Annotated in this window: 22 protein-coding genes and 1 tRNA gene; 16 read left to right on the top strand and 7 right to left on the bottom strand. The window is 64.8% G+C overall.

Annotated features, from left to right (window positions below):
* Positions 1 to 9 precede the first annotated feature (9 nt).
* Positions 10 to 1,110 carry a histidinol-phosphate transaminase gene (gene hisC, locus ACOJSI_RS00485; protein ID WP_420136289.1) on the top strand — a complete coding sequence of 367 codons (1,101 nt, stop codon included), beginning with the start codon at positions 10 to 12 and terminating at the stop codon, positions 1,108 to 1,110.
* Positions 1,110 to 2,018, top strand: a complete 909-nt coding sequence (locus ACOJSI_RS00480) for a prephenate/arogenate dehydrogenase family protein (protein ID WP_420136288.1) — start codon at positions 1,110 to 1,112, stop codon at positions 2,016 to 2,018. Before hisC ends, ACOJSI_RS00480 begins: the two co-directional genes overlap by 1 nt.
* Before the next feature lie 18 nt (positions 2,019 to 2,036).
* Here ACOJSI_RS00480 and ACOJSI_RS00475 read toward each other — a convergent pair whose 3' ends face one another.
* The 3 genes from ACOJSI_RS00475 to ftsE are packed head-to-tail and all read right to left on the bottom strand — an operon-like array spanning position 2,037 to position 4,074.
* Positions 2,037 to 2,561 carry a YdcF family protein gene (locus ACOJSI_RS00475; RefSeq protein WP_420136287.1) on the bottom strand — a complete coding sequence of 175 codons (525 nt, stop codon included), beginning with the start codon at positions 2,559 to 2,561 and terminating at the stop codon, positions 2,037 to 2,039.
* The gene (locus ACOJSI_RS00470) at positions 2,558 to 3,406 is read right to left on the bottom strand and encodes a hypothetical protein (RefSeq protein ID WP_420136286.1); all 849 of its coding nucleotides are present in this window, start codon (positions 3,404 to 3,406) and stop codon (positions 2,558 to 2,560) included. The genes ACOJSI_RS00475 and ACOJSI_RS00470 overlap by 4 nt, the downstream gene beginning before the upstream one ends.
* A complete protein-coding gene (gene ftsE / locus ACOJSI_RS00465; RefSeq protein ID WP_420136285.1) occupies positions 3,403 to 4,074 on the bottom strand; it encodes a cell division ATP-binding protein FtsE in 672 nt (223 codons plus the stop codon). The genes ACOJSI_RS00470 and ftsE overlap by 4 nt, the downstream gene beginning before the upstream one ends.
* Positions 4,075 to 4,202: 128 nt before the next feature.
* Between ftsE and ACOJSI_RS00460 the strand changes: the two genes are divergently transcribed.
* A complete protein-coding gene (locus tag ACOJSI_RS00460; RefSeq protein ID WP_420136284.1) occupies positions 4,203 to 4,901 on the top strand; it encodes a zinc-ribbon domain-containing protein in 699 nt (232 codons plus the stop codon).
* An 84-nt stretch (positions 4,902 to 4,985) separates the two neighbouring features.
* A tRNA-Leu gene (locus ACOJSI_RS00455) sits at positions 4,986 to 5,072 on the top strand.
* Between the two features lie 201 nt (positions 5,073 to 5,273).
* Here ACOJSI_RS00455 and ACOJSI_RS00450 read toward each other — a convergent pair.
* Positions 5,274 to 5,927 (bottom strand): alpha/beta fold hydrolase, encoded by a 654-nt coding sequence (locus ACOJSI_RS00450; protein WP_420136283.1) that lies wholly within the window; start codon positions 5,925 to 5,927, stop codon positions 5,274 to 5,276.
* Positions 5,928 to 5,968: 41 nt separating this feature from the next.
* Positions 5,969 to 6,310: an alpha/beta fold hydrolase gene (locus ACOJSI_RS00445; RefSeq protein WP_420136282.1), complete on the bottom strand. Its 342-nt coding sequence runs from the start codon at positions 6,308 to 6,310 to the stop codon at positions 5,969 to 5,971.
* Between the two features lie 185 nt (positions 6,311 to 6,495).
* Between ACOJSI_RS00445 and ACOJSI_RS00440 the strand changes: the two genes are divergently transcribed.
* The 7 genes from ACOJSI_RS00440 to ACOJSI_RS00410 all read left to right on the top strand — a co-directional run bounded on the left by ACOJSI_RS00440 (position 6,496) and on the right by ACOJSI_RS00410 (position 14,778).
* The gene (locus ACOJSI_RS00440) at positions 6,496 to 7,392 is read left to right on the top strand and encodes a LysR family transcriptional regulator (protein WP_420136281.1); all 897 of its coding nucleotides are present in this window, start codon (positions 6,496 to 6,498) and stop codon (positions 7,390 to 7,392) included.
* A 97-nt stretch (positions 7,393 to 7,489) separates the two neighbouring features.
* A complete protein-coding gene (locus tag ACOJSI_RS00435; protein ID WP_420136280.1) occupies positions 7,490 to 8,224 on the top strand; it encodes a dienelactone hydrolase family protein in 735 nt (244 codons plus the stop codon).
* A 289-nt stretch (positions 8,225 to 8,513) separates the two neighbouring features.
* Positions 8,514 to 9,035: an RNA polymerase sigma factor gene (locus tag ACOJSI_RS00430; protein WP_420136279.1), complete on the top strand. Its 522-nt coding sequence runs from the start codon at positions 8,514 to 8,516 to the stop codon at positions 9,033 to 9,035.
* Positions 9,032 to 9,979 (top strand): FecR family protein, encoded by a 948-nt coding sequence (locus tag ACOJSI_RS00425; RefSeq protein WP_420136278.1) that lies wholly within the window; start codon positions 9,032 to 9,034, stop codon positions 9,977 to 9,979. The genes ACOJSI_RS00430 and ACOJSI_RS00425 overlap by 4 nt, the downstream gene beginning before the upstream one ends.
* Positions 9,980 to 10,060: 81 nt before the next feature.
* Positions 10,061 to 13,249 (top strand): TonB-dependent receptor, encoded by a 3,189-nt coding sequence (locus tag ACOJSI_RS00420; protein ID WP_420136277.1) that lies wholly within the window; start codon positions 10,061 to 10,063, stop codon positions 13,247 to 13,249.
* 78 nt (positions 13,250 to 13,327) lie between these two features.
* Positions 13,328 to 14,035, top strand: coding sequence for a SapC family protein (locus tag ACOJSI_RS00415; RefSeq protein ID WP_420136276.1), 708 nt, complete (start codon positions 13,328 to 13,330; stop codon positions 14,033 to 14,035).
* The gene (locus ACOJSI_RS00410) at positions 14,023 to 14,778 is read left to right on the top strand and encodes a DUF6445 family protein (RefSeq protein WP_420136275.1); all 756 of its coding nucleotides are present in this window, start codon (positions 14,023 to 14,025) and stop codon (positions 14,776 to 14,778) included. Before ACOJSI_RS00415 ends, ACOJSI_RS00410 begins: the two co-directional genes overlap by 13 nt.
* Here ACOJSI_RS00410 and ACOJSI_RS00405 read toward each other — a convergent pair.
* Positions 14,692 to 15,474: a 3-hydroxybutyrate dehydrogenase gene (locus tag ACOJSI_RS00405; protein WP_420136274.1), complete on the bottom strand. Its 783-nt coding sequence runs from the start codon at positions 15,472 to 15,474 to the stop codon at positions 14,692 to 14,694. The two genes, ACOJSI_RS00410 and ACOJSI_RS00405, sit on opposite strands and share 87 nt — an antisense overlap.
* A 46-nt stretch (positions 15,475 to 15,520) precedes the next feature.
* Positions 15,521 to 17,824, bottom strand: a complete 2,304-nt coding sequence (locus ACOJSI_RS00400) for a GH92 family glycosyl hydrolase (protein WP_420136273.1) — start codon at positions 17,822 to 17,824, stop codon at positions 15,521 to 15,523.
* A 120-nt stretch (positions 17,825 to 17,944) separates the two neighbouring features.
* Here ACOJSI_RS00400 and ACOJSI_RS00395 point away from each other — a divergent pair, with 120 nt between their 5' ends.
* The 5 genes from ACOJSI_RS00395 to ACOJSI_RS00375 all read left to right on the top strand — a co-directional run bounded on the left by ACOJSI_RS00395 (position 17,945) and on the right by ACOJSI_RS00375 (position 22,024).
* Positions 17,945 to 18,094 carry a lmo0937 family membrane protein gene (locus ACOJSI_RS00395; RefSeq protein ID WP_420136272.1) on the top strand — a complete coding sequence of 50 codons (150 nt, stop codon included), beginning with the start codon at positions 17,945 to 17,947 and terminating at the stop codon, positions 18,092 to 18,094.
* A gap of 87 nt (positions 18,095 to 18,181) precedes the next feature.
* The gene (locus ACOJSI_RS00390) at positions 18,182 to 19,636 is read left to right on the top strand and encodes a sensor histidine kinase (protein WP_420136271.1); all 1,455 of its coding nucleotides are present in this window, start codon (positions 18,182 to 18,184) and stop codon (positions 19,634 to 19,636) included.
* Entirely contained in the window at positions 19,633 to 19,986 is a 354-nt protein-coding gene (locus tag ACOJSI_RS00385) for a response regulator (protein WP_420136270.1), read from the top strand. The genes ACOJSI_RS00390 and ACOJSI_RS00385 overlap by 4 nt, the downstream gene beginning before the upstream one ends.
* A gap of 32 nt (positions 19,987 to 20,018) precedes the next feature.
* Entirely contained in the window at positions 20,019 to 20,963 is a 945-nt protein-coding gene (gene metF / locus ACOJSI_RS00380) for a methylenetetrahydrofolate reductase [NAD(P)H] (RefSeq protein ID WP_420136269.1), read from the top strand.
* Positions 20,960 to 22,024 carry a homocysteine S-methyltransferase family protein gene (locus tag ACOJSI_RS00375; RefSeq protein ID WP_420136268.1) on the top strand — a complete coding sequence of 355 codons (1,065 nt, stop codon included), beginning with the start codon at positions 20,960 to 20,962 and terminating at the stop codon, positions 22,022 to 22,024. The genes metF and ACOJSI_RS00375 overlap by 4 nt, the downstream gene beginning before the upstream one ends.
* The last annotated feature ends 127 nt before the right edge of the window (positions 22,025 to 22,151 follow it).

Below are 22,151 nucleotides of genomic sequence, written 5' to 3'. Positions count from 1 at the left end.
CGCCTGCCCATGAACGCACTCACGCCCAAGCCTTGGATCGATGCCATCGCGCCCTATGTTCCCGGCCGCGCGACGACGGATGACGGTCGCAAGGTTCACAAACTTTCCTCGAACGAAAATCCGCTCGGCACCAGCGAGCAAGCACGTGCGGCCTTCCTCGCCGCCGCCGCCACGCTGGATCGGTATCCCGATGCCGGCGCGGCCGCCCTGCGCCAAGCCATTGCCGCAAAGTTCGGGATTGAGGCCGATCGCGTGATTCACGGCACCGGTTCGGACGAACTTCTGCATCTCGCCGCCGGCGCCTTTGCGGGGCAGGGCGATGAGGTTCTGTATGTCCGCTACGGCTTCTCGGTCTATCCGATCGCGGCCCGGCGCGTGGGCGCGGAGCCGATCGAGGCGGATGATCGCGATTACGCGACCGACGTCGATGCCCTGCTCGCCAAGGTCACCGAAAAGACGCGCGTCGTCTTCATCGCCAACCCGAACAACCCGACCGGCACCTATACGTCGCGGGAAGAGTTGGCGCGTATCCACGCCGCCTTGCCGGCCAATTGCCTGCTGGTGGTGGACCAGGCCTATACCGAATATCTGGATCCCGAGGACGATGACGGCGCGCTCGATCTCGCGCGCACGATTCCCAACGTGCTGGTGACGCGCACCTTCTCCAAGATCCACGGCCTTGCCGCCGAACGGATCGGCTGGGCCTATGGCGCGCCGCACGTCATCCAGGCGATGCACAAGATCCGCGCGCCCTTCAACGTGTCCACGGCGGGGCAGGCGGCGGCGGTGGCGGCGCTGGGTGCCGACGATTTCATTCGCGCCAGCCATGATCACAATCTCAAATGGCGGACTTGGTTCGCCGACGAGATCACGAAGATGGGCAATGCCGGTCTGCGCGCGATTCCCAGTAAGGCGAATTTCATCCTCGTCCTCTTCAACGGCAAGCTGACGGCGGAGGAAGCCTATCACGGGCTGATGGAGCGCGGTTATATCGTGCGCTGGCTGCCCAATCAGGGGCTCGCCCACGGCCTGCGCATTACCATTGGCAGCGAAGAGGAAGTGCGCGGCATGGCCTGGGCGCTGCACGATATGATCGGCGAAGCGGACTGATGCTGCCCTTCGCGCGTGTATCGATCATTGGACTTGGCCTGATCGGATCCTCCATCGCGCGGGCGGTCCGCGCCACTATGCCGACCGTTGCGCTGACGGGGCACGATGCGAACCCGGACGTGCGCGCCCGGGTCACGGAACTCGGCCTGTGCGATGACGTGACGGATACGGCCGGGGCGGCGGTGATCGATGCGGATCTGGTGATTCTGTGCGTGCCGGTTGGCGCCATCGGCGACGTCGCCGCACAATTGGCGGCGGACTTGCCGGCCGATGCGATCATCAGCGATGTGGGCTCGTCCAAGGCGGGCGTGCTGGCGTCGATGCGCGCCCATTTCGCGGATCGGCAGATTGTTCCCGCTCATCCTGTTGCAGGCACCGAATATAGCGGCCCGGACGCCGGGTTCGCGACCCTGTTCAAGGGCCGCTGGTGCATCCTGACCCCGCCCGGCGATGCCGATCCGGCGGCTGTGATGCGGGTCTCGACCTTCTGGGAACGGCTCGGCGCGCAGATCGAGATCATGGACGCCAAGCATCATGATCTGGTTCTGGCGGTCACCAGCCATCTGCCGCATCTTATCGCCTACACGATCGTCGGCACCGCGTCGGATCTGGAAACGGTGACGGAGAGCGAGGTCATCAAATATTCGGCCGGCGGCTTCCGCGATTTCACGCGTATCGCCGCGTCCGATCCGACCATGTGGCGCGATGTCTTCCTGGCGAACAAGGACGCCGTGCTGGAAATGCTCCAGCGCTTCAGCGAGGACCTAACGGTACTGCAGCGCGCGATCCGCTGGGGCGATGGGGACGCGCTGTTCGATCTCTTCACCCGCACGCGCGCCGTCCGCCGCTCTGTCATCGAACAGGGCCAGGACGATGAGCGTCCGGACTTCGGCCGCACGCACGACTGATCGTCGGCGGGACGCGCCTTAGCGCCCCGCCAGCGCGGCGGCGCGACGCAGCAGATATTTGTGATATTCGCGCAGCAGGCCGATCAGATCGGGTTCGCTCGGCACCGCGTCGCGCACCACTTTCACGCCCTGCAGCACCTGCCGCAGCTCGAACCGGGCGCGCCGCATGTGCCAGTCGGTGGTGACCAGCCGGATCGATTTATAGCCATGGGCCGCGATCCAGCGCCGCGTCTCGAGCGCATTGGACCGGGTATCGACCGCGGAACGGCCCAGATCGATCCTGGTTAACAGCGTCGGCCCGACGCGGAACGTTGCAAGGATATCCGCCGGCCGCACACGGCGGTCGACGCCGGAGACCAGCATCCGCTGCGCTCGGCCGGCGGCCAGCAGGTCGATGCCGCGCTGGATCCGCCCCGGTCCGCCGGTCAGGACCACGATGCCATCCGTATAGTCATTGCCGGCGGGCTTGGGCAGGTCGATCGCGAAGATCACGAAACCCAGCGCCCACAGCAGCACCACCAGGCTCAGGATACGCCGGATCATGGCATGCGTCGCCAATTGACCAGCAAGGTCGCCTGCGCCGCCAGCATCGCCAAACCCACCAGTGCGGCCGCAAGTGCGACCAGGGTCGCCCATCCGGCGACGCCCAGATTGGGATCGATCCCGGCGCCGAGCGCGGAAATGCGATGGCCGACCATCACGATCACGATCGTCGCCACTACCAGGCCGCCCGTGGCGCCGACGGCGGCGTCCCGTGTCACGGCATTGCTTACCAGCTGCGACATCTGGCCATCGGTTGCGCCTAGCGCGTGCAAGATATCCAGCGTGGTGCCCTCGCGCGCGAGCGCTGCGCGCGCCGATAGCATTGCGATCACGCCCGTGGCCGCGGCGCAGATCAGTGCGACGCCGAACGCGACCGCGCGCAACGCCCCGATCAGGCGCGCGAGCGGGCCGAGTTCGGCGCCTGCGGCGGTCACCTGCACCGCCGGCAAGGCGCGCAGGGCCCGCGCCACCGGCTCGCGGCTGCGCGCATGCACCTCGATCAGGGCGGGCAGGGGCAGATCATGCGCCTTCATCCCTTCGATATAGGGTGCCACCAGCGCTTCCGCTTCCTGATCTTGGACACGACGGACGGAGACGATGCCCTCGACCCGGTCGAGCCGGGTCAAGACTGCGCCGGCCAGTTGCTCCCGCCGCTCGGGCACCGGCTCCACCACCTGCACCAATATATGTTCGCGCGCGGTATCCGACACGGCCTCCGCCGCCGCGCGCAGCGACAGGGCCAGTGCCGCCGCCAGCAGCATCGGCAGGCACGTCGCGGCGATCAGCAGGGCAAAGCTGGTCGGCCGCCAACGTCGCAGCGGCAGCAGGGGCACGCCTGTCGTCATGGCGCCTGCTCGATCCGGCCCTTCGCCAGTCGCAGCACCGCCGCATGCGGCCGCTGCTGCAGCAGGTGGACGTCATGCGTGGCGATCAGCACGGTCGTGCCCTGACGGTTCATCGTCTCCAGCAGGTGCAGCACGCGGGCCGCCATGTCCGGATCGACATTGCCGGTCGGTTCGTCGGCGACGATCAGTTCGGGATGCGTGACGACCGCGCGGGCGATCGCGATGCGCTGCTGCTCGCCGCCCGACAAGGTTGCCGGCCGCGCTGCGGCGCGGGCGCGCAGGCCGACCCAGTCCAGCAGCTGCTCGACCCGCGGCCTGATCTCCTCCTCCGCCATTCCCGCGATCCGCAGCGGCAGCGCGACATTGTCATAAGCGGACAGCGAAGGGACAAGACGGGAATCCTGATGGACCACGCCGATCCGCCGTCGCAGCGCCGGCAGGTGCCGCCGCGCCAATCCGGCCGCGTCCGCGCCGAACAGGCTGACGATGCCGCGGCTTGGGCGCCGTGCGAGCGTGATGAGATTGATCAGCGACGTCTTGCCCGCACCCGATGCGCCAGTGAGGAAATGGAAGGATCCCGTAGGCAGCGTGAAGCTCAATCCGGCGAGCGTTTCCGCACCCGTACCATAACGCAAACCGACATTGTCGAACTGGACGATGCCGGCCATCGGCGCGCTTGCTCCCCTTCGCTGCGGTGCCGTTCTCGCATCGCATGCCAAAGCGACGCACGTAAAGCACCTGCCGTGCGACGACGGCGCTTGCAGCGCCGCGGTCGGCATGATTTACGATTTTCGTCATGAAGCTTTCCTGCCCCAATTGCGGCGCAACATACGAAGTCCCCGAACATGCAATCGGCGCGAACGGACGCAAGATCCGTTGCCGTGCCTGCGACACCAGCTGGTTTGAGCCGGCGCCCGGCGCATCGCCCCCCCCGCCGGTGCCCGTAAGTGCGGCGGAACCGATGGCGCCGGTCGCGCCGGCCGCTCCCGCGGCGCCCGCGCCGGCCACCCCGGTCACGCCCCCGACGACGCTGGCGCCGCTTGCGGAAAAACCGAAGGTGCGCCGCAATCGCGGCCCATGGCTGTTGCTGGCGCTGGTCGTTTTGGTCGTCATCCTGGGCGGCATCGCGGCCACCGTGCTGATGGGCACACAGCAGGTCGCCTCGCGTCTCGGCATCAGCGAGGATCGGGTCCCGCTCGGCATCGCCATCACGCGCGAACCCGACTGGCGCATGATCGCCGGTGGCAGCCAGCTTTTCGCAGTGTCCGGCCGCGTCTGGAATCCGACCAAGGAGGAGCAGAGCGTCCCCGATATTCGCGCCGAACTGCGCGATGCGCGGGGCAAGACCGTCTATGCCTGGACGATCACACGGCCCGCCGCCCGGCTCGCACCGGGGGCAGCGGTCAACTTCGATGGCGCCGCCGTCGACGTGCCCGCCAATTCCACCAATGTCAGCGTCAGCTTCGTCGGAACCGGTGTCGATCATCAAAAGTAGGCCGGGGGCCATTGCGGGGCCGAAAACCCTCTGCTAGGGGCTCCGCCTCACCAGCCCCGGCCCGTCCGGGGAATATCCCGATGTGCGGTCGTGGCGGAACTGGTAGACGCGCAACGTTGAGGTCGTTGTGGCCGAAAGGCCGTGGAAGTTCGAGTCTTCTCGACCGCACCATCAGCCCTTCAAGGGGTTGAATATAAGGGAAATTGCCGAGGGGTAGCTGCGGCGCCCCTTGTGCGCCTAGGATGAGCAGCCTGTCCTGGCGTGGCCTATGACCATCCGGCGGCAGCTTAGGCAAAGCCACCCGGCGCAGTTCCTGCGAAGTCATCGCAATCGCGGCCGGTCACGAAGCAGGGTGCCGATCAGGTGAGAAGGCTAGCGCGCAAGACGCGGTGGATTGTCGAGTGCCTGATCGTGCAGCCAGCGATCTATCACAGCGCTCAGTTGCTCCTTACATTCCACCGGCAGCCAGTGCGCCCCGCGCAAGTTGGCGACCGTAAGATTGGCGCATGCCACCCGCATCGGATCGCCCATCCGATTCCCGGTTATCGAATTGATGGCGTCGTACATGCCGTTCACGAACAGCACGGGCTGCGTCAGCCGGCCTCCATTTGGCGCTGCACGCGCAAAGGCCATGTTGGCCGCGTCATTCAGGTACCAGGCGCAGGGTCCGCGGAAACCATGCACTTCAAACGCCGTTACCAGGGCGGCAAAGTCGGCGGCGGGCCACAGGGCCGGATCGGGCGCCGTCGGCGGCGCACGGTGCGAAGGCCCGAAGCGGCCGCCTTTGCGCGTCACCACCGCATTGGGCGAAGGCTTGCCCGCCGCGCGCGGATCCCCGCGACGATAGATGGAGGCGAGGGACGATCGTCTGTCCGCGTCGAGGTCCGCCACGGCCGCGTCGAAATGTGTGGTGTAATAGCGATAATAATCCCACTGCCCGTCTGGATATCGGTCGGCAGGGTAGATCGTGCGATCGACCAGAGGGACTAGCGTCGGCAGCGCGTTGGCGTCCGGAAAATAGGGCACCGATGCCAAAACGACGCCCCGGCCACGCGCGGGGTGATGGGCTACAAGCGAACTTGCGATAACGCTGCCCCAATCATGCCCACCCAGATCGCCGGCTTGCCACCCAGATGGTCGTGCAACTCCGCCATGTCATCGACGACATGGGCGTTGGCGTAGGCACTGGTTGCGTCCGGCGCGGACGAGCCGCCATAGCCACGCATATCCGGCGCGATGCAGTGCCAGCCTCGCTGCGCAAAGGCGTTCATTTGGGCGCGCCAGATCAGGCCGAGTTCGGGCCATCCATGTAGGAAGATCAGCAGAGGGCCGTCGCTCGGGCCGCATTCCAGATACTGCGTCGTATGGCGCGGGCTGGCGAAGCGACGCGAGATCAGCGGTGTTGCCATCGGTGCCGCCGTCGCCGCGTTTGCGAACGCGGATGCGCCCAGGCCAAGCAGGAGAGCGCGGCGATCCAGAGTCGACGATGAGGTTGGCGAAGTTGGCGTCATGTCCCCCATTATGATGACGCCAATAATATCTTATTAGCGCTATAATCGCGCATGCGGCTTGAAGCCGAACTTAAAGGTGAGCCGTGCGGCAGCAGGATATTCTAGAGGGTGTGCCGGTGTTCGTGGCCGTGGCGGAGGCCGGGAGTTTTTCCGCGGCCGGTCGACGCCTCGGTATCTCGCCTTCGGCGGTCAGCCAGGCCGTCCGGGGCCTGGAAGAGAGGATCGGCACGCCGCTCTTCCGGCGCTCCACCCGCAGCCTCAGCTTGACCGATGTTGGAATGGAATATTGGCGGTCAGCGGCGCCGGCGCTGGCCCAGTTACGGCAAGCGGCCGAAATTGCTGCTGGCCAAGCCGGGCGTCCCGCCGGCCCCTTGCGCCTGACGATGCCGCGGGCGCCTTTCGAATTGCTGCTGGCGCCGATGCTCGTCGCCTTCCAGGACGCCTATCCCGATATCGAGCTCGAGATTGCGGTCGAAGCGCGTCTCGTCGACATTGTGAAGCAAGGCTATGATGCTGGCCTGCGCTTCGGGAGATATCTCGACAAGGACATGGTGGCCGTCGAGGTGGCGCCGAAATCAGAGGCCGCCCTCGTCGCAGCGCCCGAATATCTCCGCGCGCGGGGACAGCCCGCCACACCCCGCGATCTGCTCGATCACCGCGTCATCATGTGCCGAAGCCAGGGAAGCGGCCTGGTCATTCCATGGACGCTGCAATCCGCTGGCGAGACTTTGGAGGTGGCACCCCCCTTGGCGACGATCGTCCACGATCTTTCATCGCAGATCGCGCTGTCGATCCACGGCCTGGGTATCGCGAGTGCGCCAACAGCGATGGTGTCGCGGCACCTGCAAACAGCAAAGCTGGTGCATGTTCTTCCGGAATGGTCCTGCCCGCTGGATGCGGTCTACCTCTACTTCCCAAGCCGTCGGCACCGGTCGGCGGCGCTCGCAGCGCTCATCGCCTTCCTCTCTCGTCGTCCCTGACGCGCGGCAGCTCGCGGCGGGAATGATCTGCCGCTTTCCGATGGCACGGCGCGGCCGCTGCCGATACGCACTGCGCAGGTTTTGAGAAGAATGTTCGATGCCGCATGAGACGATCACGATCAGCGCGTCTGACGGCGCATGTCCGGCGCATATCTTCACGCCGCCATCGGGCGATAGCGGACCGGCGATCCTATTCTTCATGGATGCCGGCGGTATCCGTCCAGCCATGTCGGCCATGGCGCAGCGCCTCGCCGACGCGGGTTACGTCGTCCTGCTGCCAGACCTGTTCTATCGGTACGGACCTTATGGTCCCTTCGATCCGATGGAGGTCTTCAAGGGTGACTTCCGGGCGATCCTGGGACCGCTGATGGCGACGACCGGCAACGGTGCCGTCGCGCGGGACGTGGACGCGTTCCTCGACTATCTTGATACACGGTCGGATGTGACCGGATCGAAGATCGGCGGGGTTGGCTTCTGCATGGGCGGGGGGATGGCCATCGCAGCGGCCGGTACGCGTCCGGATCGCGTTGCTGCCGTCGCCAGCTTTCATGGCGGCAACCTCGCAACCGACGCGGCCGACAGCCCGCACACCTTCGTTCCATCCATCCAGGCTGAAGCCTATATCGCGGCTGCCGAAAACGACGGGAGCTATCCACCGGCGATGGCGGAGAGGTTCGAGCAGTCGCTCAAGGATGCCGAGGTCGAATACCGGGCCGAAACATATCCGGCCGCGCACGGCTGGATGATGCCGGACTTTCCTGTCTATGATGCGGATGCAGCAGAGCGCGGCTGGGCCGAGATGCTGGACTTGTTCAGCCGCACCCTGCGTTGAATTCGGTTCTCCTCGCCTGCGCGACCCCTATGCGCAGACGATATATTCCTTGATGAAACGGCTGCGATATTCGGCTTTGATGAAGCCTTTCATGCCGGCATGTGAACATCGCTCGGCCGCCTGACCAGAAAAAAACAAGAGGTTCGGACGGAAGGAAAGTTCGCGGCCAGGTCTCTAAGCGGCACATGGCACGGTCACCCAGATGCCAGGGAGAGGGAGGACGGGCATCAGAGAGGCACAGGCTCTCGCGCGGCGTCGGGCGCTGGCGGCATGGGTCGCTGGTGAGGTGATGCCGCACGAGCCGTTTGTCCGCGGCTGGTTCAGCCGCAGACGTATCGCGCCGGAGGACGTGGATGAGTTGCTGCAGGAAGCTTACTGCCGATTGGCGATGCTGGATGCGTTCGACCATATCGACAATCCGCGCGCCTATTTCCTCTCGATCGCGCGCAATCTGATGCTGCGCCGCCTCAAGCGTCAGCAGATCGTCTCGATCGAAAGCGTGGCGGAGATCGAATCGCTGCGGGACAATGACCATCCTTCACCGGAGGATCAGGTGGCGAGCCGGATGGCCTATGATCGCGTCTTGCGCATCATCGCCACTTTGCCGGAACGCTGCGCCCGCATCGTCCGCCTGCGCAAGGTCGAAGGGTGGTCGCAGCGGGAAATCGCGCTGCATCTCGGCATCACCGAAAAGGCGGTCGAAAAGCAGGTCTGGCTGGGGGTGAAGGCCGTGCGTGCCGCGTGGGACGGGGAGGGTGACGCCGTGGCCGTGTCCGCGAAGGAGCGCCTGGCAGGAGCGTCCCGCCCATGACCGCCGACGATACGCAGATGGCGGCGCGCTGGGTCGCCCGGATGGATTCCGGCGCCTGGAGCGAGGATGACGAGACCGCGCTCCGCCGCTGGCTCGCCGCCGATCCGCGACGTCATGGCACCTTGCTGCGGACGCACGCGACGTGGCTCGCCGCCGATCATGCCCTGAACATGGATCGCGCGGTTGAAGAGGCGGGCGCGTCCCCGCGGGCCGGCTGGCGCCGACGCAGTGTGGTGGCGGGGCTGGCGGCCGCGGGGGTGGCGGCCGTTGTCGGCTCCCTGTCGCGGCTACGCTCCGGTGGGGCCACCAGCTATGCGACCGAAGTCGGTGAGATACGGCGCGTGCCGCTGTCGGACGGCTCGGTCATGACGATGAATTCCGGATCCGAACTGGCCGTGCATATGAAAGGCAAGGCACGCAGCATCGCGCTCGCCCAAGGGGAAGCGTGGTTCGACGTGGCCAAGGATGCCGATCGGCCGTTCGTCGTCGCCGCGCGCAAGGTGAAGGCTAAGGCTGTCGGCACGGCCTTTTCGGTGCGGATGCGCGACGATGCCGTCGAGATCCTGGTGAACGAAGGCGTTGTCGAAGCCTGGTCCGACGATGCCGCCTTCCGGCGCATCCGGTTGGAAGCGGGGCAGCGCGCGCTCGTTGGCGATGATGCCGCGATCAAGCTGGAGCCGGAGCAGGCTTCGTCGGTCGATCGCGCTCTGGCGTGGCGTAGCGGCATGATCGATCTGGACGGCAAGACGCTCCAGCAGGCCGCGGATGAATTCAACCGCTACAATGCGCGCAAGATCGTCATTGCCGATCCCGCCATTGGCGCGGCCCAGATCGATGGTGTGTTTCGGATCAATGATCCGGAAGGTTTCGCCATTTCGGTGCGCAATATCTTGGGCGCATCCGTGAATACCGAGACGGCGGAAGTCATTCGCATCCAAAGCTGAGCTAATTGGGAAGGATTTCCCGAAGCCGCGTCTCCTACCTTCCGCCGAACGGGCCGCAAAGGCCCACGGGGGAGGGGATATATGATAAAGACATCCGCTGGCTTCGCCGCTCTATTTGCATCAACCGCCGTCGCCGCAGCGCTCGCCACGCCAGCGCTGGCCCAGACCAAACATTTTGCTATTCCCGCGCAATCTGCCGGCACTGCCATCGGCATGCTCGGCCGCCAGGGCGACGTGCAGATCGTCGCCTCGCGCGCCACCACGCAGACCAAGCGTACCAATGCCGTCTATGGCGATCTAACCGTTTCCGCTGCGCTGTCGCGCCTCCTGCACAACACCGGCCTGGCCGCGAAAGAGACGCGGCCCAGCACCTATGCGATCGTCACCGCGGCCTATATGCCGATGGCCGCGCAGGTGACGACCGCACGCCTCAACGACGCGCCGGGTGGCTCGGCATCGGTCGGTGGGCAGGATATGCCGGCCCCGATCACCACCTCGGTTCAGGATTCGGGCCAGGCCAATCCCGCGCCGGACGCGGCGTCCGAAATCGTCGTCACCGGCATCCGCGCCAGCTTGGATAGCGCGCGCGGCATCAAGCGGCAGTCGTCCGGCATCGTCGACGCGATCGCCACGCAGGATTTCGGCAAGCTTCCCGACGCCAACCTCGCGGAATCGCTCCAGCGCGTGACCGGTGTCTCGATCGATCGCTCCGGCGGCGAGGGCGCCTTCATCACCGTCCGCGGCTTCGGCCCCGAATTCAACACCGTGCTGGTCAACGGCCGCCAGATCGCCACGCCGACCGACCCCAGCCAGGCCTCCGGCCGCGCCTTTTCGTTCGACACGCTCGCGTCCGAACTGGTCGCCGGTGTGGAGGTCTATAAGTCCGCGAACGCACGCTACCAATCCGGCGGCGTCGGCTCCACCGTCAACATCCGCACCGCGCATCCCTTTGACTTCAAGGGGATGAAGCTGTTCGCGTCGGCCGACGCCAACTATGACGAAAATGCCCGCAAGGCCGGGCCGGATGGCTCCTTCCTGTTCAGCGACACCTTCGCGGAGGGCCGGCTGGGCGTGCTGGTCAGCGGCAGCTACCAGAAGCGCCACACCCGCCTGTCGCAGGCGCAGACTGACGGCTGGCTGGTCAACCCGGATGTCCCGGCCAGTCAGGTCAATGGCGGCGCCGGGGTCACGACCGGCTCCAATCCGCAGGGCAATATCTTCATCCCGCAGAATTTCGACAGCCGCGTCACGCGCGAGGATCGCGAACGGATCGGCGGCACTTTGGTTATCCAGTACAAGCCCACCGACGACATCACGGCGACGGCGGACGCGCTCTATACCCGCTTCACCAACAAGACCGACGCCCGGTCCTATGGCCATTGGTTCACCGCGTCGAACCTGACCAACGTCGTAACCGATGAAAACGGCACCGCCGTCGATCTGACCCAGGCGACGGGTATCGCCAGTGACTTCCACAACAAGAAGTTCGACAAGAAGACCAACACGCGCGAATTCGGCCTCAACCTCAACTGGCGCATGACGCCGAACCTGACGCTGGACCTAGACGGCACCTATTCCCGCGCGCGGGAACTGCCCAATGGCGGCAAGGAGGCCTATCTCGCCCTGCTCGGTTATCTGACCGGCTCCGACCGCTATCAGTCGGACGGCAAGACGCTGCCGTTCACGACCGAGACGCTGCCTACCTTTGCTAACCCGGCCAGCCCGTGCGGATCGGCTGTCACCAATTCGGGCGTGCCCGCGACCGGCAATGTGGTGGGCGCCGGCCAGCCGCTATGCCAGCATGTGATGCTGCTGCGCGGCTATGGCATCAAGGATGAGGTGTATCAGGGTCGTGCGGACCTGACCTACAAGAGCGACAGCAGCGAAGGCCTGATCCGCACCAATCTCGGTTTCTATTATTCGCACGACAAGAAAGACACGTCACTCTTCTCGAATGACGGCGGTACCGGCTGCACCACCTGCGGCTACAATCTGCCGGCACCCGCGGGGCTTGGCATTTCCGTGTTCAACGCCCGTAACAGCTTCTTGTCGGGCGTAAGTGGCTCGGGGCGGTTGCCCACCCAATGGCAGACGTTCAGCGGCCCCGACCTGTTCGATCTGATCACCGCGCAGCAGCGCGCCACCAATCCCAATTTCACCTTTGCACCGCCGCTGGTGAACGACACGATCGTGACCGAACGCGTGATCGGCGGCTATCTGGAGTCCGAATTCGCCGGCGATCTGGCGGGGCGGCCTTTCTCGGTGGTCGCGGGCGTTCGGTTCGAAAACACCCAGACCAACGTCAACGGCCTCGCCACCGCCTATACGGGGCTGGTCAAGCTCGCCAACGATCAGACGCAATATGGATCGGTGTCGTCCGGCAGCACGCGCACCCTAGGAAAGAATAGCTATTCGAACGTCCTGCCCAGCATGGCGTTCAAATGGCTGCTGACCGACAAGCTGACCGCGCGCTTTGCCGCATCGGAAACGATCACCCGGCCGACGCTCGAACAATTGTCGCCGGTGACGACCTTGCTGACCCTGCGGCCAGGCAATTTCGCCGCGGCGCAGGGCAATCCCGATCTGAAACCGTTCAAGTCGAGCAACCTCGATCTGGCGCTGGAATATTATTACGGGCGCACCAGCTACATCTCGCTCGGCGCTTATTATAAGAGCGTCAACAACTTCATCGTGCTGAACTCGACCACCGGCACGGTCGCCGCTGCCGGCGGCGGCACGCTCAACGATCCCGCCACCGGGCTGCCTGCCCAATTCGCGATCACGGCACCGGTGAACGGGCAGGACGCAACGGTCACCGGGCTCGAAGCGGCATGGCAGCAGAGCATCGGCGATACCGGTCTCGGCTTCCAGCTCAACGGCACGCTGGTGCGTTCCAACCGTCATCTCGACCGGCAGGATCTCACTAACAAGTTCGCGCTGACCGGCCTTTCCAATTCCGCCAACGCCGTCCTGTTCTATGACAAGAATGGGATCGAAGCGCGCGTCGCCTACAATTGGCGCGATCACTTCCTGCAATATCTGGCACCGCCGCCGCTCAATGGCGCCGGGCAGGCGGTGACGCAGGTCCGCTCCTACGGCCAGGTCGATGCCAGCCTGACCTACCATATCAACCCGCACATCGCGGTGTTTGCGGAGGGCGCCAACCTGACGGACTCACGCATCCTGAAATATGCTTATTATCGCAACCAGTTCCTCTACGCGGAGGATAGCGGGCGGCGCTTCAAGCTGGGCGCTCGGGTCAATTTCTAGGCAATGACGCTGGATTGCCGCCGGGTGGTCGATCGTGCGATCATCCGGCGGCAAGCATGACGGCAGGGTCCGATAACAATGCGTCTGGTTGAACTTTCCCGTGCCGAACATGGCCATCTTCGGTTCAGCGCGGCCCGGATCAAGGCGCTCGCGGCCGAGGTCCATATGGTGCCGCTGGTCGCCAGCGAACTGCGCAAGGCAGCGGCGACCTATCCGATCCTGTTCGCCAAGAACGGCGAAACCGGCCAATTCTATCCCGCCGCTTTGATGGGGCTGCAGCCCCACGAAAATCTGTTCTGGGACGGGGCCGAACTGGACGCGGCTTATGTCCCGCTCAACCTGATGCGGCAGCCTTTCTACATTGGCGGCGAGGCGCAATCCGGCACGATGTGCGTTGATCTCGACAGCCCGGTGCTGGATCCCGAAGGCGACCATGCGATCCTGGAAAAGGACGGCAGCGACAGCCGCTATATCGGCACGATCCACGCCATCCTGAACGAGCTGGCCGCGCAGCAAACCGCCACGCGCAGCTTCGTCGAGGCGGCCCTGACGCGGGACTTGGTCACACCGATCGCGCTGGATATCCGCTTTGCCGATGGCAGTTCGGCGGCCCTGGACGGCCTCTACGGCATCGACGAACAACGGCTGGGCCATGCCTTGCGCGAGATCGACGATGCGCAGGAGGCCTTGACGCTGGCCGCCTTGGCGATTTCCCTGGACCATATTGCCGGACTGGTGCGGCGCAAGAACCGCCAGATCGAAGCCGATAAAGCGTGGTTGAGCTGACGTCCGTCGCTGTTCCGTCAGCCGAAGAGACCGTTTTGGGGCGCGAGAATGTGCCCCTGATCATCCTCGATGATGCGCATCCGGCGCCGCAAACGCTGGTCGAAATGGCGCACGAACAGCATTTTCAGCGCACCGCAGGCGACTTTTATCCCGGTACACGCGCGGACGTTCCGCCCGAATATCGCGATTGGCTCGCTAGGGTCGTAAGCGCGTCTTGGCCCGGTGGAGATATGGCGGTGCTGCGATCCGCCTTCGCCATCGCGACCGACCAGCCGGCGGATCTCGTCCCGATCCAGCGCATCCCCCATTTCGACACGGTCGATCCGCAGGTGGTCGCCGCGGTCCATTATCTCTGCGCGCCGCCCTGTCGGGGCACGGGCTTCTATCGCCATCGCCGCACCGGCTATGAGCGGATCGATCGGGCGCGGCAAAGTGCGTGGCGCCAGGCCTTGAACCGGGATTCACGCGATCTGAGTGCTCCCGGCCCCGGCCAGCTGCCGGGCGATTCCGCCGCGTTCGAACGGATCGGCAGCGCTGAATTGCGCTTCAACCGGCTGATCCTCTATCCCGCCAATTGCCTCCATGCCGGCGATCTGGCCAAGGGCGGCGGGGTGCCACCGCGGCTGACCATCACGTCCCTGCTGGCACCGGCTGCATCACTGCATGTGCCAGCCATGGCTGACCACGATCGATTGGCCGGTCAGCGCGTTGGTCGGGAAGCCGGCAAGGAAGACCGCGGTTAGCGCCACGTCGTTGACGGTGGTGAACTCGCCGTCGACGGTTTCCTTCAGCATCACCTTGCTGATCACGTCCGCCTCGCTGATCCCCAGCGTCTGCGCCTGTTCCGGTATCTGCTTGTCGACCAGCGGCGTGCGCACGAAGCCGGGGCAGATCACGTTGGATCGGACGCCATGTTTCGCCCCTTCCTTGGCGACCGTCTTGGCAAGCCCGATCAACCCATGTTTGGCGGTGACATAAGGCGCCTTGAGTACGGATGCCTCCTTTGAATGGACCGAGCCCATATAGATCACGCTGCCGCCCCGGCCCTGGGCATACATATGCTTCAGGCAGGCACGCGTGGTCAGGAAGGCGCCGTCGAGGTGGATCGCCAGCAGCCGCTTCCAGTCGGCGAAGCTGAACTGCTCGATCGGCGCGACGATCTGGATGCCGGCATTGGACACCAATATGTCGATCCCGCCGAACCTGGCGGCAACCTCGTCGATCCCGGCATCGACCTGCGCCTCATCCACCACGTCCATCGCGATACCGAACGCGCGCGTGCCGGAGGCATCGAGTTCCCGGGCCGTGGCCTCCGCCGCCTCACGGTTGAGATCGGCGATCGCGACCTTGGCACTGTTCGCCAGAAATTCACGTGCGATATCCTTGCCGATGCCGCTCGCCGCGCCGGTGACCACCGCAACCTTGTCCTGCAGATTCATCGATCGTCCTTTGCCAGTTTCAGCAGCCGATAGCGCAGCGCGGTGATCAGCGCGTCATCGAAAAGGGGCGGGCGTTGGCGGATGTAGCCCATGTCCGGTTGGGCGTCGCCTGCATGACGAAGCGCAACGTTCCGCCCGCCATGATCTCCCGGTGGCGGATATAGCTGCGGTCCAGCGCAACGCCGTTCAGCAGGACCTGCCCGACATAAGGCTTGGCCGGATCGTCGCACAGGATGGTGAAGCTCTTGCCGTTGGGCAGGTTCAGCCGCGCCTGCTGCACGAACGGCCGGCCGATCACATATTCCAGACTACCCGGCGTGACGGGATAGAAGCCAAGGCTGGTGAAGACGAGCCAGGCCGACATCTGCCCCAGATCGTCATTGCCGGCGAGCCCGTCGGGCGTCGGCTTATACTGGCTATCGACGATCTGCTTCACCCGTTCCTGCGTGCGCCACGGCGCGCCTGCATAAGTGTAGAGATAGGCGACCGAGTGGCTCGGTTCGTTACCATGGATATATTGCCCGATCAGCCCGGATATGTCCTCGGCGTGCGAATAATCGAGCTTGCTATTGTCATAGCCGAACATCGCGTCCAGCTTCGCGATCGTCTTCGCATCGCCGCCGAGCAGGCGCACCAACCCGCCCTGATCCTGCGGCACGAACCAGCTATATTGCCAGGCATTTCCTTCGGTATAATCGGAGCCATATTTGATCGAGACCGGGTCGAACGGCTCCCGGAAGCCGCCGCTCGACAGGCGCGCGCGGACCCATCCGGTCTTGGGATCGAAGCTGTTGCGCCAATTGCCCGCGCGCTGCTCGAACGTCTGCGCGACTTTGGTCCGGCCCATGGCGCGCGCCATCTGCGCGATGGTCCAATCGTCATAGGCATATTCGACCGTCTTGGAGGCGGCCTCCGGCTCCTTGTCGATCGGCACATAACCGAGCCTGCGATACTCCGCGATCCCGCCATAAGGGCTGTAATCCGCGCTGGCGATCATCGCATCCAGCGCCTGATTGGCATCGAACCCCTTGATCCCTTTCAGATAGGCGTCGGCGATGACGGGCACGGCATGATAGCCGATCATCGTCCACGTCTCGCGTCCCTGGAATTGCCACACCGGCAGGATGCCGAAGGGGCTGTCCCGCCGGCTTTCGATCAGCGAACGGATGAAGTCCGCATTGGTGCGGTCCGGTTGAACCAGGGTCAGCAGCGGGTGCTCGGCGCGGAACGTGTCCCACAACGAAAAGGTCGAGCGGAAGGTGAAGCCTTGCGCGCTGTGGACCTGGTTGTCCGGCCCGCGGTAGCGCCCGTCGCTGTCGCCCGCGATCGATGGCGCGAGCAGCGCATGATAGAGCGCGGTATAGACATTGGCTTTGGCGGCTGGCGCCGCTTCGATAATGACCGCGCCCAGTGCCTTCTCCCAGGCTGCCTTCGTCGCCGCGCGGATGGTATCGAAGTCGCCCGCCTCACTGTCCAGATTGGCGATCGCACCAGCTTCATCGACGGACGAGATGGCGACCTTCACCTGCAAGGGGGCGGCAAGCGCGCCGAAGTCGAACCGGGCGACGATGGCGCGACCGCTGCGTTCCGCCACGTCATCCGTGCCGCGGCCGGGGCCCTGGAAGCCCTTATAGGCAATGTCCTGTTCCGTGTTCACGAAGGCGTGACCGGTCGCCGGCGCATTGAAGCGCAGCGCGAAGCACAAGATCCGGTCCGGTGCCCAGCCGCGCGTCTGCCGACAGCCGGTAATCGTCCCATCCGCGCGCTGCCGGATCGACGACCACAGGATCTTTTCCGGATAATTATAGATCGCGCTGCGCAGATCGAGCACGATGTGCGCGGGCATGCCGGCGGCGAAGCGGTAGCGATGCACGCCCACGCGCGTGCCGGCCGTCATTTCGGCGCGCACCTCCCGATCGGTCAGCGTCACGCTATAATAGCCCGGTTGCGCTTGCTCGCTCGCACGATCGAACCGCGATCGATAGCCGGATCCCGGCCTGGCGGCGTCGCCCGGTTCCAATGGGACGATGTCGCCCGCCACCGGCATGATCAGAAAATCGCCGAGATCCGAATGGCCCGCGCCCGAGAAATGGGTGTGGCTGAAACCCTGAATGGTGGGATCGGAATGGCGGTAGCCGGCCGCCCATTTATAGCATTCGCGGATGACGCAGCCGGTATTCGTGTCCGGGCTCAACTGCACCATCCCGAACGGCGCGACTGCCCCGGGAAAGGTGTGGCCTTCACCGTCCGTGCCGATGAACGGATTGACGGCATCGTACGCGGGGGATGCGCCGGCGGCGAAAGCGGGCAGGGGAGCGAGGCTCAGGAGCAGCAGGGCGCGGATCGACATCAGCGCGTTTGAGCAGCGGATGCGCCGAAGCGAAAGCGGAACTTGGTCGGGCCGTCGGGAACGCAGCCCCAAAACCGGCGTTCACCGAAAATTCCGCTGTCAAGCTTCAGGAGCTACATCATGCTTTGGACCATCGCCATTATCCTGTTGGTATTGTGGCTCCTCGGCTTTTTTGCCGTTCATGTCGGTGGGGCATTGATCCACCTATTGCTCGTCCTGGCCATCATCGTGGGCCTGATCCAGCTGTTTACGGGCCGACGCGCGCTCTAGCGCCCTTTTCCCGGGACCATGTTCGATTTAACAGCGCCTCTGCGAATGGGGGAGGCGCTGTTGAACGCAGGGGCGAATGAGACAGACGTGAGTGCGACCCCATTTCCGGCAGCCGGTGGCGAGCTGAGCGAGCTGATTGCGGCGTTCGATTGGTCCCAAACCAGCCTTGGCCCGATCGAAGGCTGGCCGCAAAGCCTGAAAACCACGACCAATTTGCTGCTGTTGTCGCCGGTGCCGATCGTCCTGCTGTGGAACGAGGACGGCGTCATGATCTACAATGACGCATATTCGCGCTTCGCCGGCCGGCGGCATCCGCAATTGCTTGGTTCGAAGGTGCGGGAAGGGTGGCCGGAGGTTGCCGACTTCAACGACAATGTGATGAAGGTGGGACTGGCCGGCGGCACGCTCGCCTATCGCGCGCAGGAATTGACGCTGGAGCGGCATGGCCAACCCGCCCCGGCCTGGATGAACCTCGATTATTCCCCCGTCATCGATGAAAGCGGCCAGCCGGCCGGCGTGATCGCGATCGTGGTGGAGATTACCGAGGCGATCCTGGCGGAACGGGCGATGGTCGCCAGCGAGGGCCGGTTGCGCGCGCTGGTCAACGCCACGTCCGACGTTATCTACCGGATGACCCCGGATTGGGGCGTCATGCAGCCGATCGACGGACGCGGGCTGATCGCCAATAATGATCGTCCCAACCCCAATTGGCTGGAAGACAATCTGTTTCCTGAAGATCATGCCGCGGTCCGTGCAGCGATCGACGATGCGATCCGTCGCAAAAGCGTGTTTGAGATGGAACATCGGGTGCGCAGACCGGAAGGCGGCATTGGCTGGACGATTTCCCGCGCGGTTCCGATCCTGGACGATGATGGCGAGATCCTGGAATGGTTCGGCGCCGCGACCGATGTCACCGAACGCCATCGTACCGAGGACCATCTTCGGCTGGTGGTGAACGAACTCAATCACCGCGTGAAGAACAGCCTCGCCATGACGCAGGCGATCGCGGCGCAGACGTTCCGCCGGGCCGAGGATCTCAGCCAGGCGCAGGCGCGCTTTTCGGAACGGATCATGGCGCTGGCCCAGGCCAATGATCTGCTGACCGGCGAACGGGGCATCGGTGTCTCGCTGGAAGGCGCGATCGAACAGTCGGTGCGCCCGCATTGCGCCCGGGAAGATCGTCTGCGGATGACGGGCCCCAGTGTGTCCCTGTCGCCGAAGACCGCGCTGTCGCTGTCGCTCGCCATGCACGAATTGGCCACCAATGCGCTCAAATATGGCGCCTGGTCCGACGATCATGGAATCGTGGACATCCACTGGCGGACCTACATGCCCGCGAAGGGCAGCGAGCGTCTGGCGATCGAGTGGCGCGAGAGCGGCGGTCCGCCGGTTGACGCGCCCAAGCGCCGCGGCTTCGGATCACGCCTGATCGAACGCGGCCTGTCCACCGAGATGGGCGGACAGGTCCACATGCTGTTCGAGCCGGATGGTCTCGTCTGCCAGATCGATGCGCCGCTCACCGTCTATGGGGCACCGTCATGATGCCTTTGCGGGTGCTGATCGTGGAAGATGAGATGACGATTGCACTGTTGCTGGAAGAGATGGTCGAGGATCTGGGGCATGAGGTGGCAGGGCTGGCGATGCGGCTGCCCCAGGCGATGGAGCTTGCCCAGTCCCGTCCGCTCGACCTGGCGATCCTGGATGTGAATCTCGACGGGCACATGTCCTATCCGGTGGCGGATCTGCTGAAGGATCGGGGTGTGCCCTATGTTTTTGCCACCGGCTATGGTGCGCCGGGGATCGAGGCGCCCTACCGGAACGGCGTCGTCATCAAGAAACCCTATGTCATGGACGACATACGCGGTGCGATTGCGGATGCTGTAGCGCCTTGACCCACATATAAAGAATTCTTTATATGGCGGGGATGGCGTCTATCTCTCTCCCCCAGCTCGAAGAGGCGCGTCGCGCCCTCGACGCTCCGTTGTTTGCGGATCTGGCGGGCGATGCCCGGGTCAGCTTCGAATTCTTTCCGCCCAAGACGGACAAGATGGAGGAGCAATTGTGGCACGCGATCGAGACGCTGGTGCCGCTGGAGCCCCAGTTCGTGTCCGTCACGTACGGGGCAGGCGGATCCACGCGTGAGCGCACTCATGCCACCGTGTCGCGGATCGCGCGCGACACCCACATCCCCGCTGCGGCGCATTTGACCTGCGTGGAAGCCAGCAAGGGAGAGATTGAAGAGATTGCACGGGCCTATTGGGATGCCGGCGTGCGCCATATCGTGGCGCTGCGGGGCGATCCGCCCCAGGCCGGACAGCCATTCGTGCCTCACCCCGACGGCTATGTCAGCGCGGCGGACCTGGTCGCAGGCCTCAAGAAAATCGCGCCGTTCGAGATTTCAGTGGCGGCCTATCCGGAATGTCACCCGTCCAGCCCAAGCGTCCAGGCTGATCTCGATAATCTGAAGGCGAAGATGGATGCGGGCGCGGACCGCGCGATCACCCAATTCTTCTTCTCGCCCGAAACCTATTTCCGTTTCCGCGATCGCGCCGCCGCCGCGGGCATTGACGCGGATATGGTGCCGGGCATCCTGCCGGTGTCGAACGTGGCCACCACGCGCAAATTTGCCGGTCTGTGCGGGGCGGCCATTCCGGCCTGGATGGACCGCCTGTTCGAAGGGCTCGACGATCATCCGTCCGCACGTCAGCTGATCGCGGCGACGATCGCGGCCGAAATGTGCCGGCGCCTGTATGCGGGCGGCGTGCGCCACTTCCATTTTTACACGCTCAATCGCGCCGAACTGGCCTTTGCGATCTGCCATCTGCTCGGCCTGCGATCGGCGCCCCGGCTGGCGGAGAAGGCGGCATGACGCGCGTCCCGTCCGCCGCCGCGCGCCGCTTTCGCGCTGCCGCCGCCGAACGCATCCTGCTGACCGACGGCGCGTTCGGCACGATGATCCAGACCTATGGCCTGAGCGAGGAGGATTATCGCGGTTCGTTCACCGATCTGACCCACGATCAGAAGGGCAATAACGATCTGCTCGTGCTGACCCGGCCCGACATCATCCGCGAGATCACCGAAGCCTATCTGGCGGCGGGATCGGACATGGTGTCGACCAACACCTTCAACGCCAACCGCGTGTCGGAGGCCGATTACGGCGCCGAGCATCTGGTGCGTGAGCTCAACATCGCCGCCGCCAGGATCGCGCGCGACGCCGCCGACAAGTTCGAGGCGCAGGACGGCCGTCCGCGCTTCGTCGCCGGCGCGATCGGCCCGACCAACAAGACCCTGTCGCTTTCGCCCGACGTCAACGATCCGGGCTATCGCGCGATCGGCTTCGACGAGCTCAAGGACGTCTATCGCGAGCAGGCGGAGGCGCTGCTCGACGGCGGCTGCGACTTCATCCTGATCGAAACCGTGTTCGACACGCTCAACGCCAAAGCGGCGATCGTCGCGGTGCTGGAGATTGCCGAAGCCCGCCAGCACGAAATCCCGGTCATGCTGTCGATGACGATCACCGACATGTCGGGCCGTAACCTGTCCGGCCATTCGGTCGAAGCGTTCACCTACATGGTGCGCCACGCCTGCCCGCTCACGATCGGCCTCAACTGCGCCTTCGGGGCGGATTTGATGCGGCCCTACCTGAAGGAAATGGCGCAGGTCGCGGACAGCCTGATCATGGCCTATCCCAATGCCGGCCTGCCCAACGATCTCGGCGCCTATGACGAACAACCGCATACCACCGGCGGTCTGGTCGGCGATTGGGCGAAGGACGGGCTGGTCAATGTCGTCGGCGGCTGCTGCGGCACGACACCGCCGCACATCGCCGCGATGGCGGCGGCGGTAAAGGATTTCGCGCCGCGCGCGCTCCACGATCATGCCTCAGTCACGCGTCTCGCCGGTCTCGACCCGTTCGTGATGGCTGCCTGAACCAAACTCCCCTCCCGCTTGCGGGAGGGGGCGGGGGTGGGGCGACCCGCCTTCGACAACGACCTTGATCCCGCTCATGCGGGCCCACCCCCAGCCCCTCCCGCAAGCGGGAGGGGAGCGAGCAGTA

It is taken from the genome of Sphingomonas sp. (genome assembly GCF_048595155.1).
Lineage (GTDB): Bacteria > Pseudomonadota > Alphaproteobacteria > Sphingomonadales > Sphingomonadaceae > Sphingomonas_I.
This window is presented reverse-complemented; position numbering and strand designations above follow the sequence as displayed.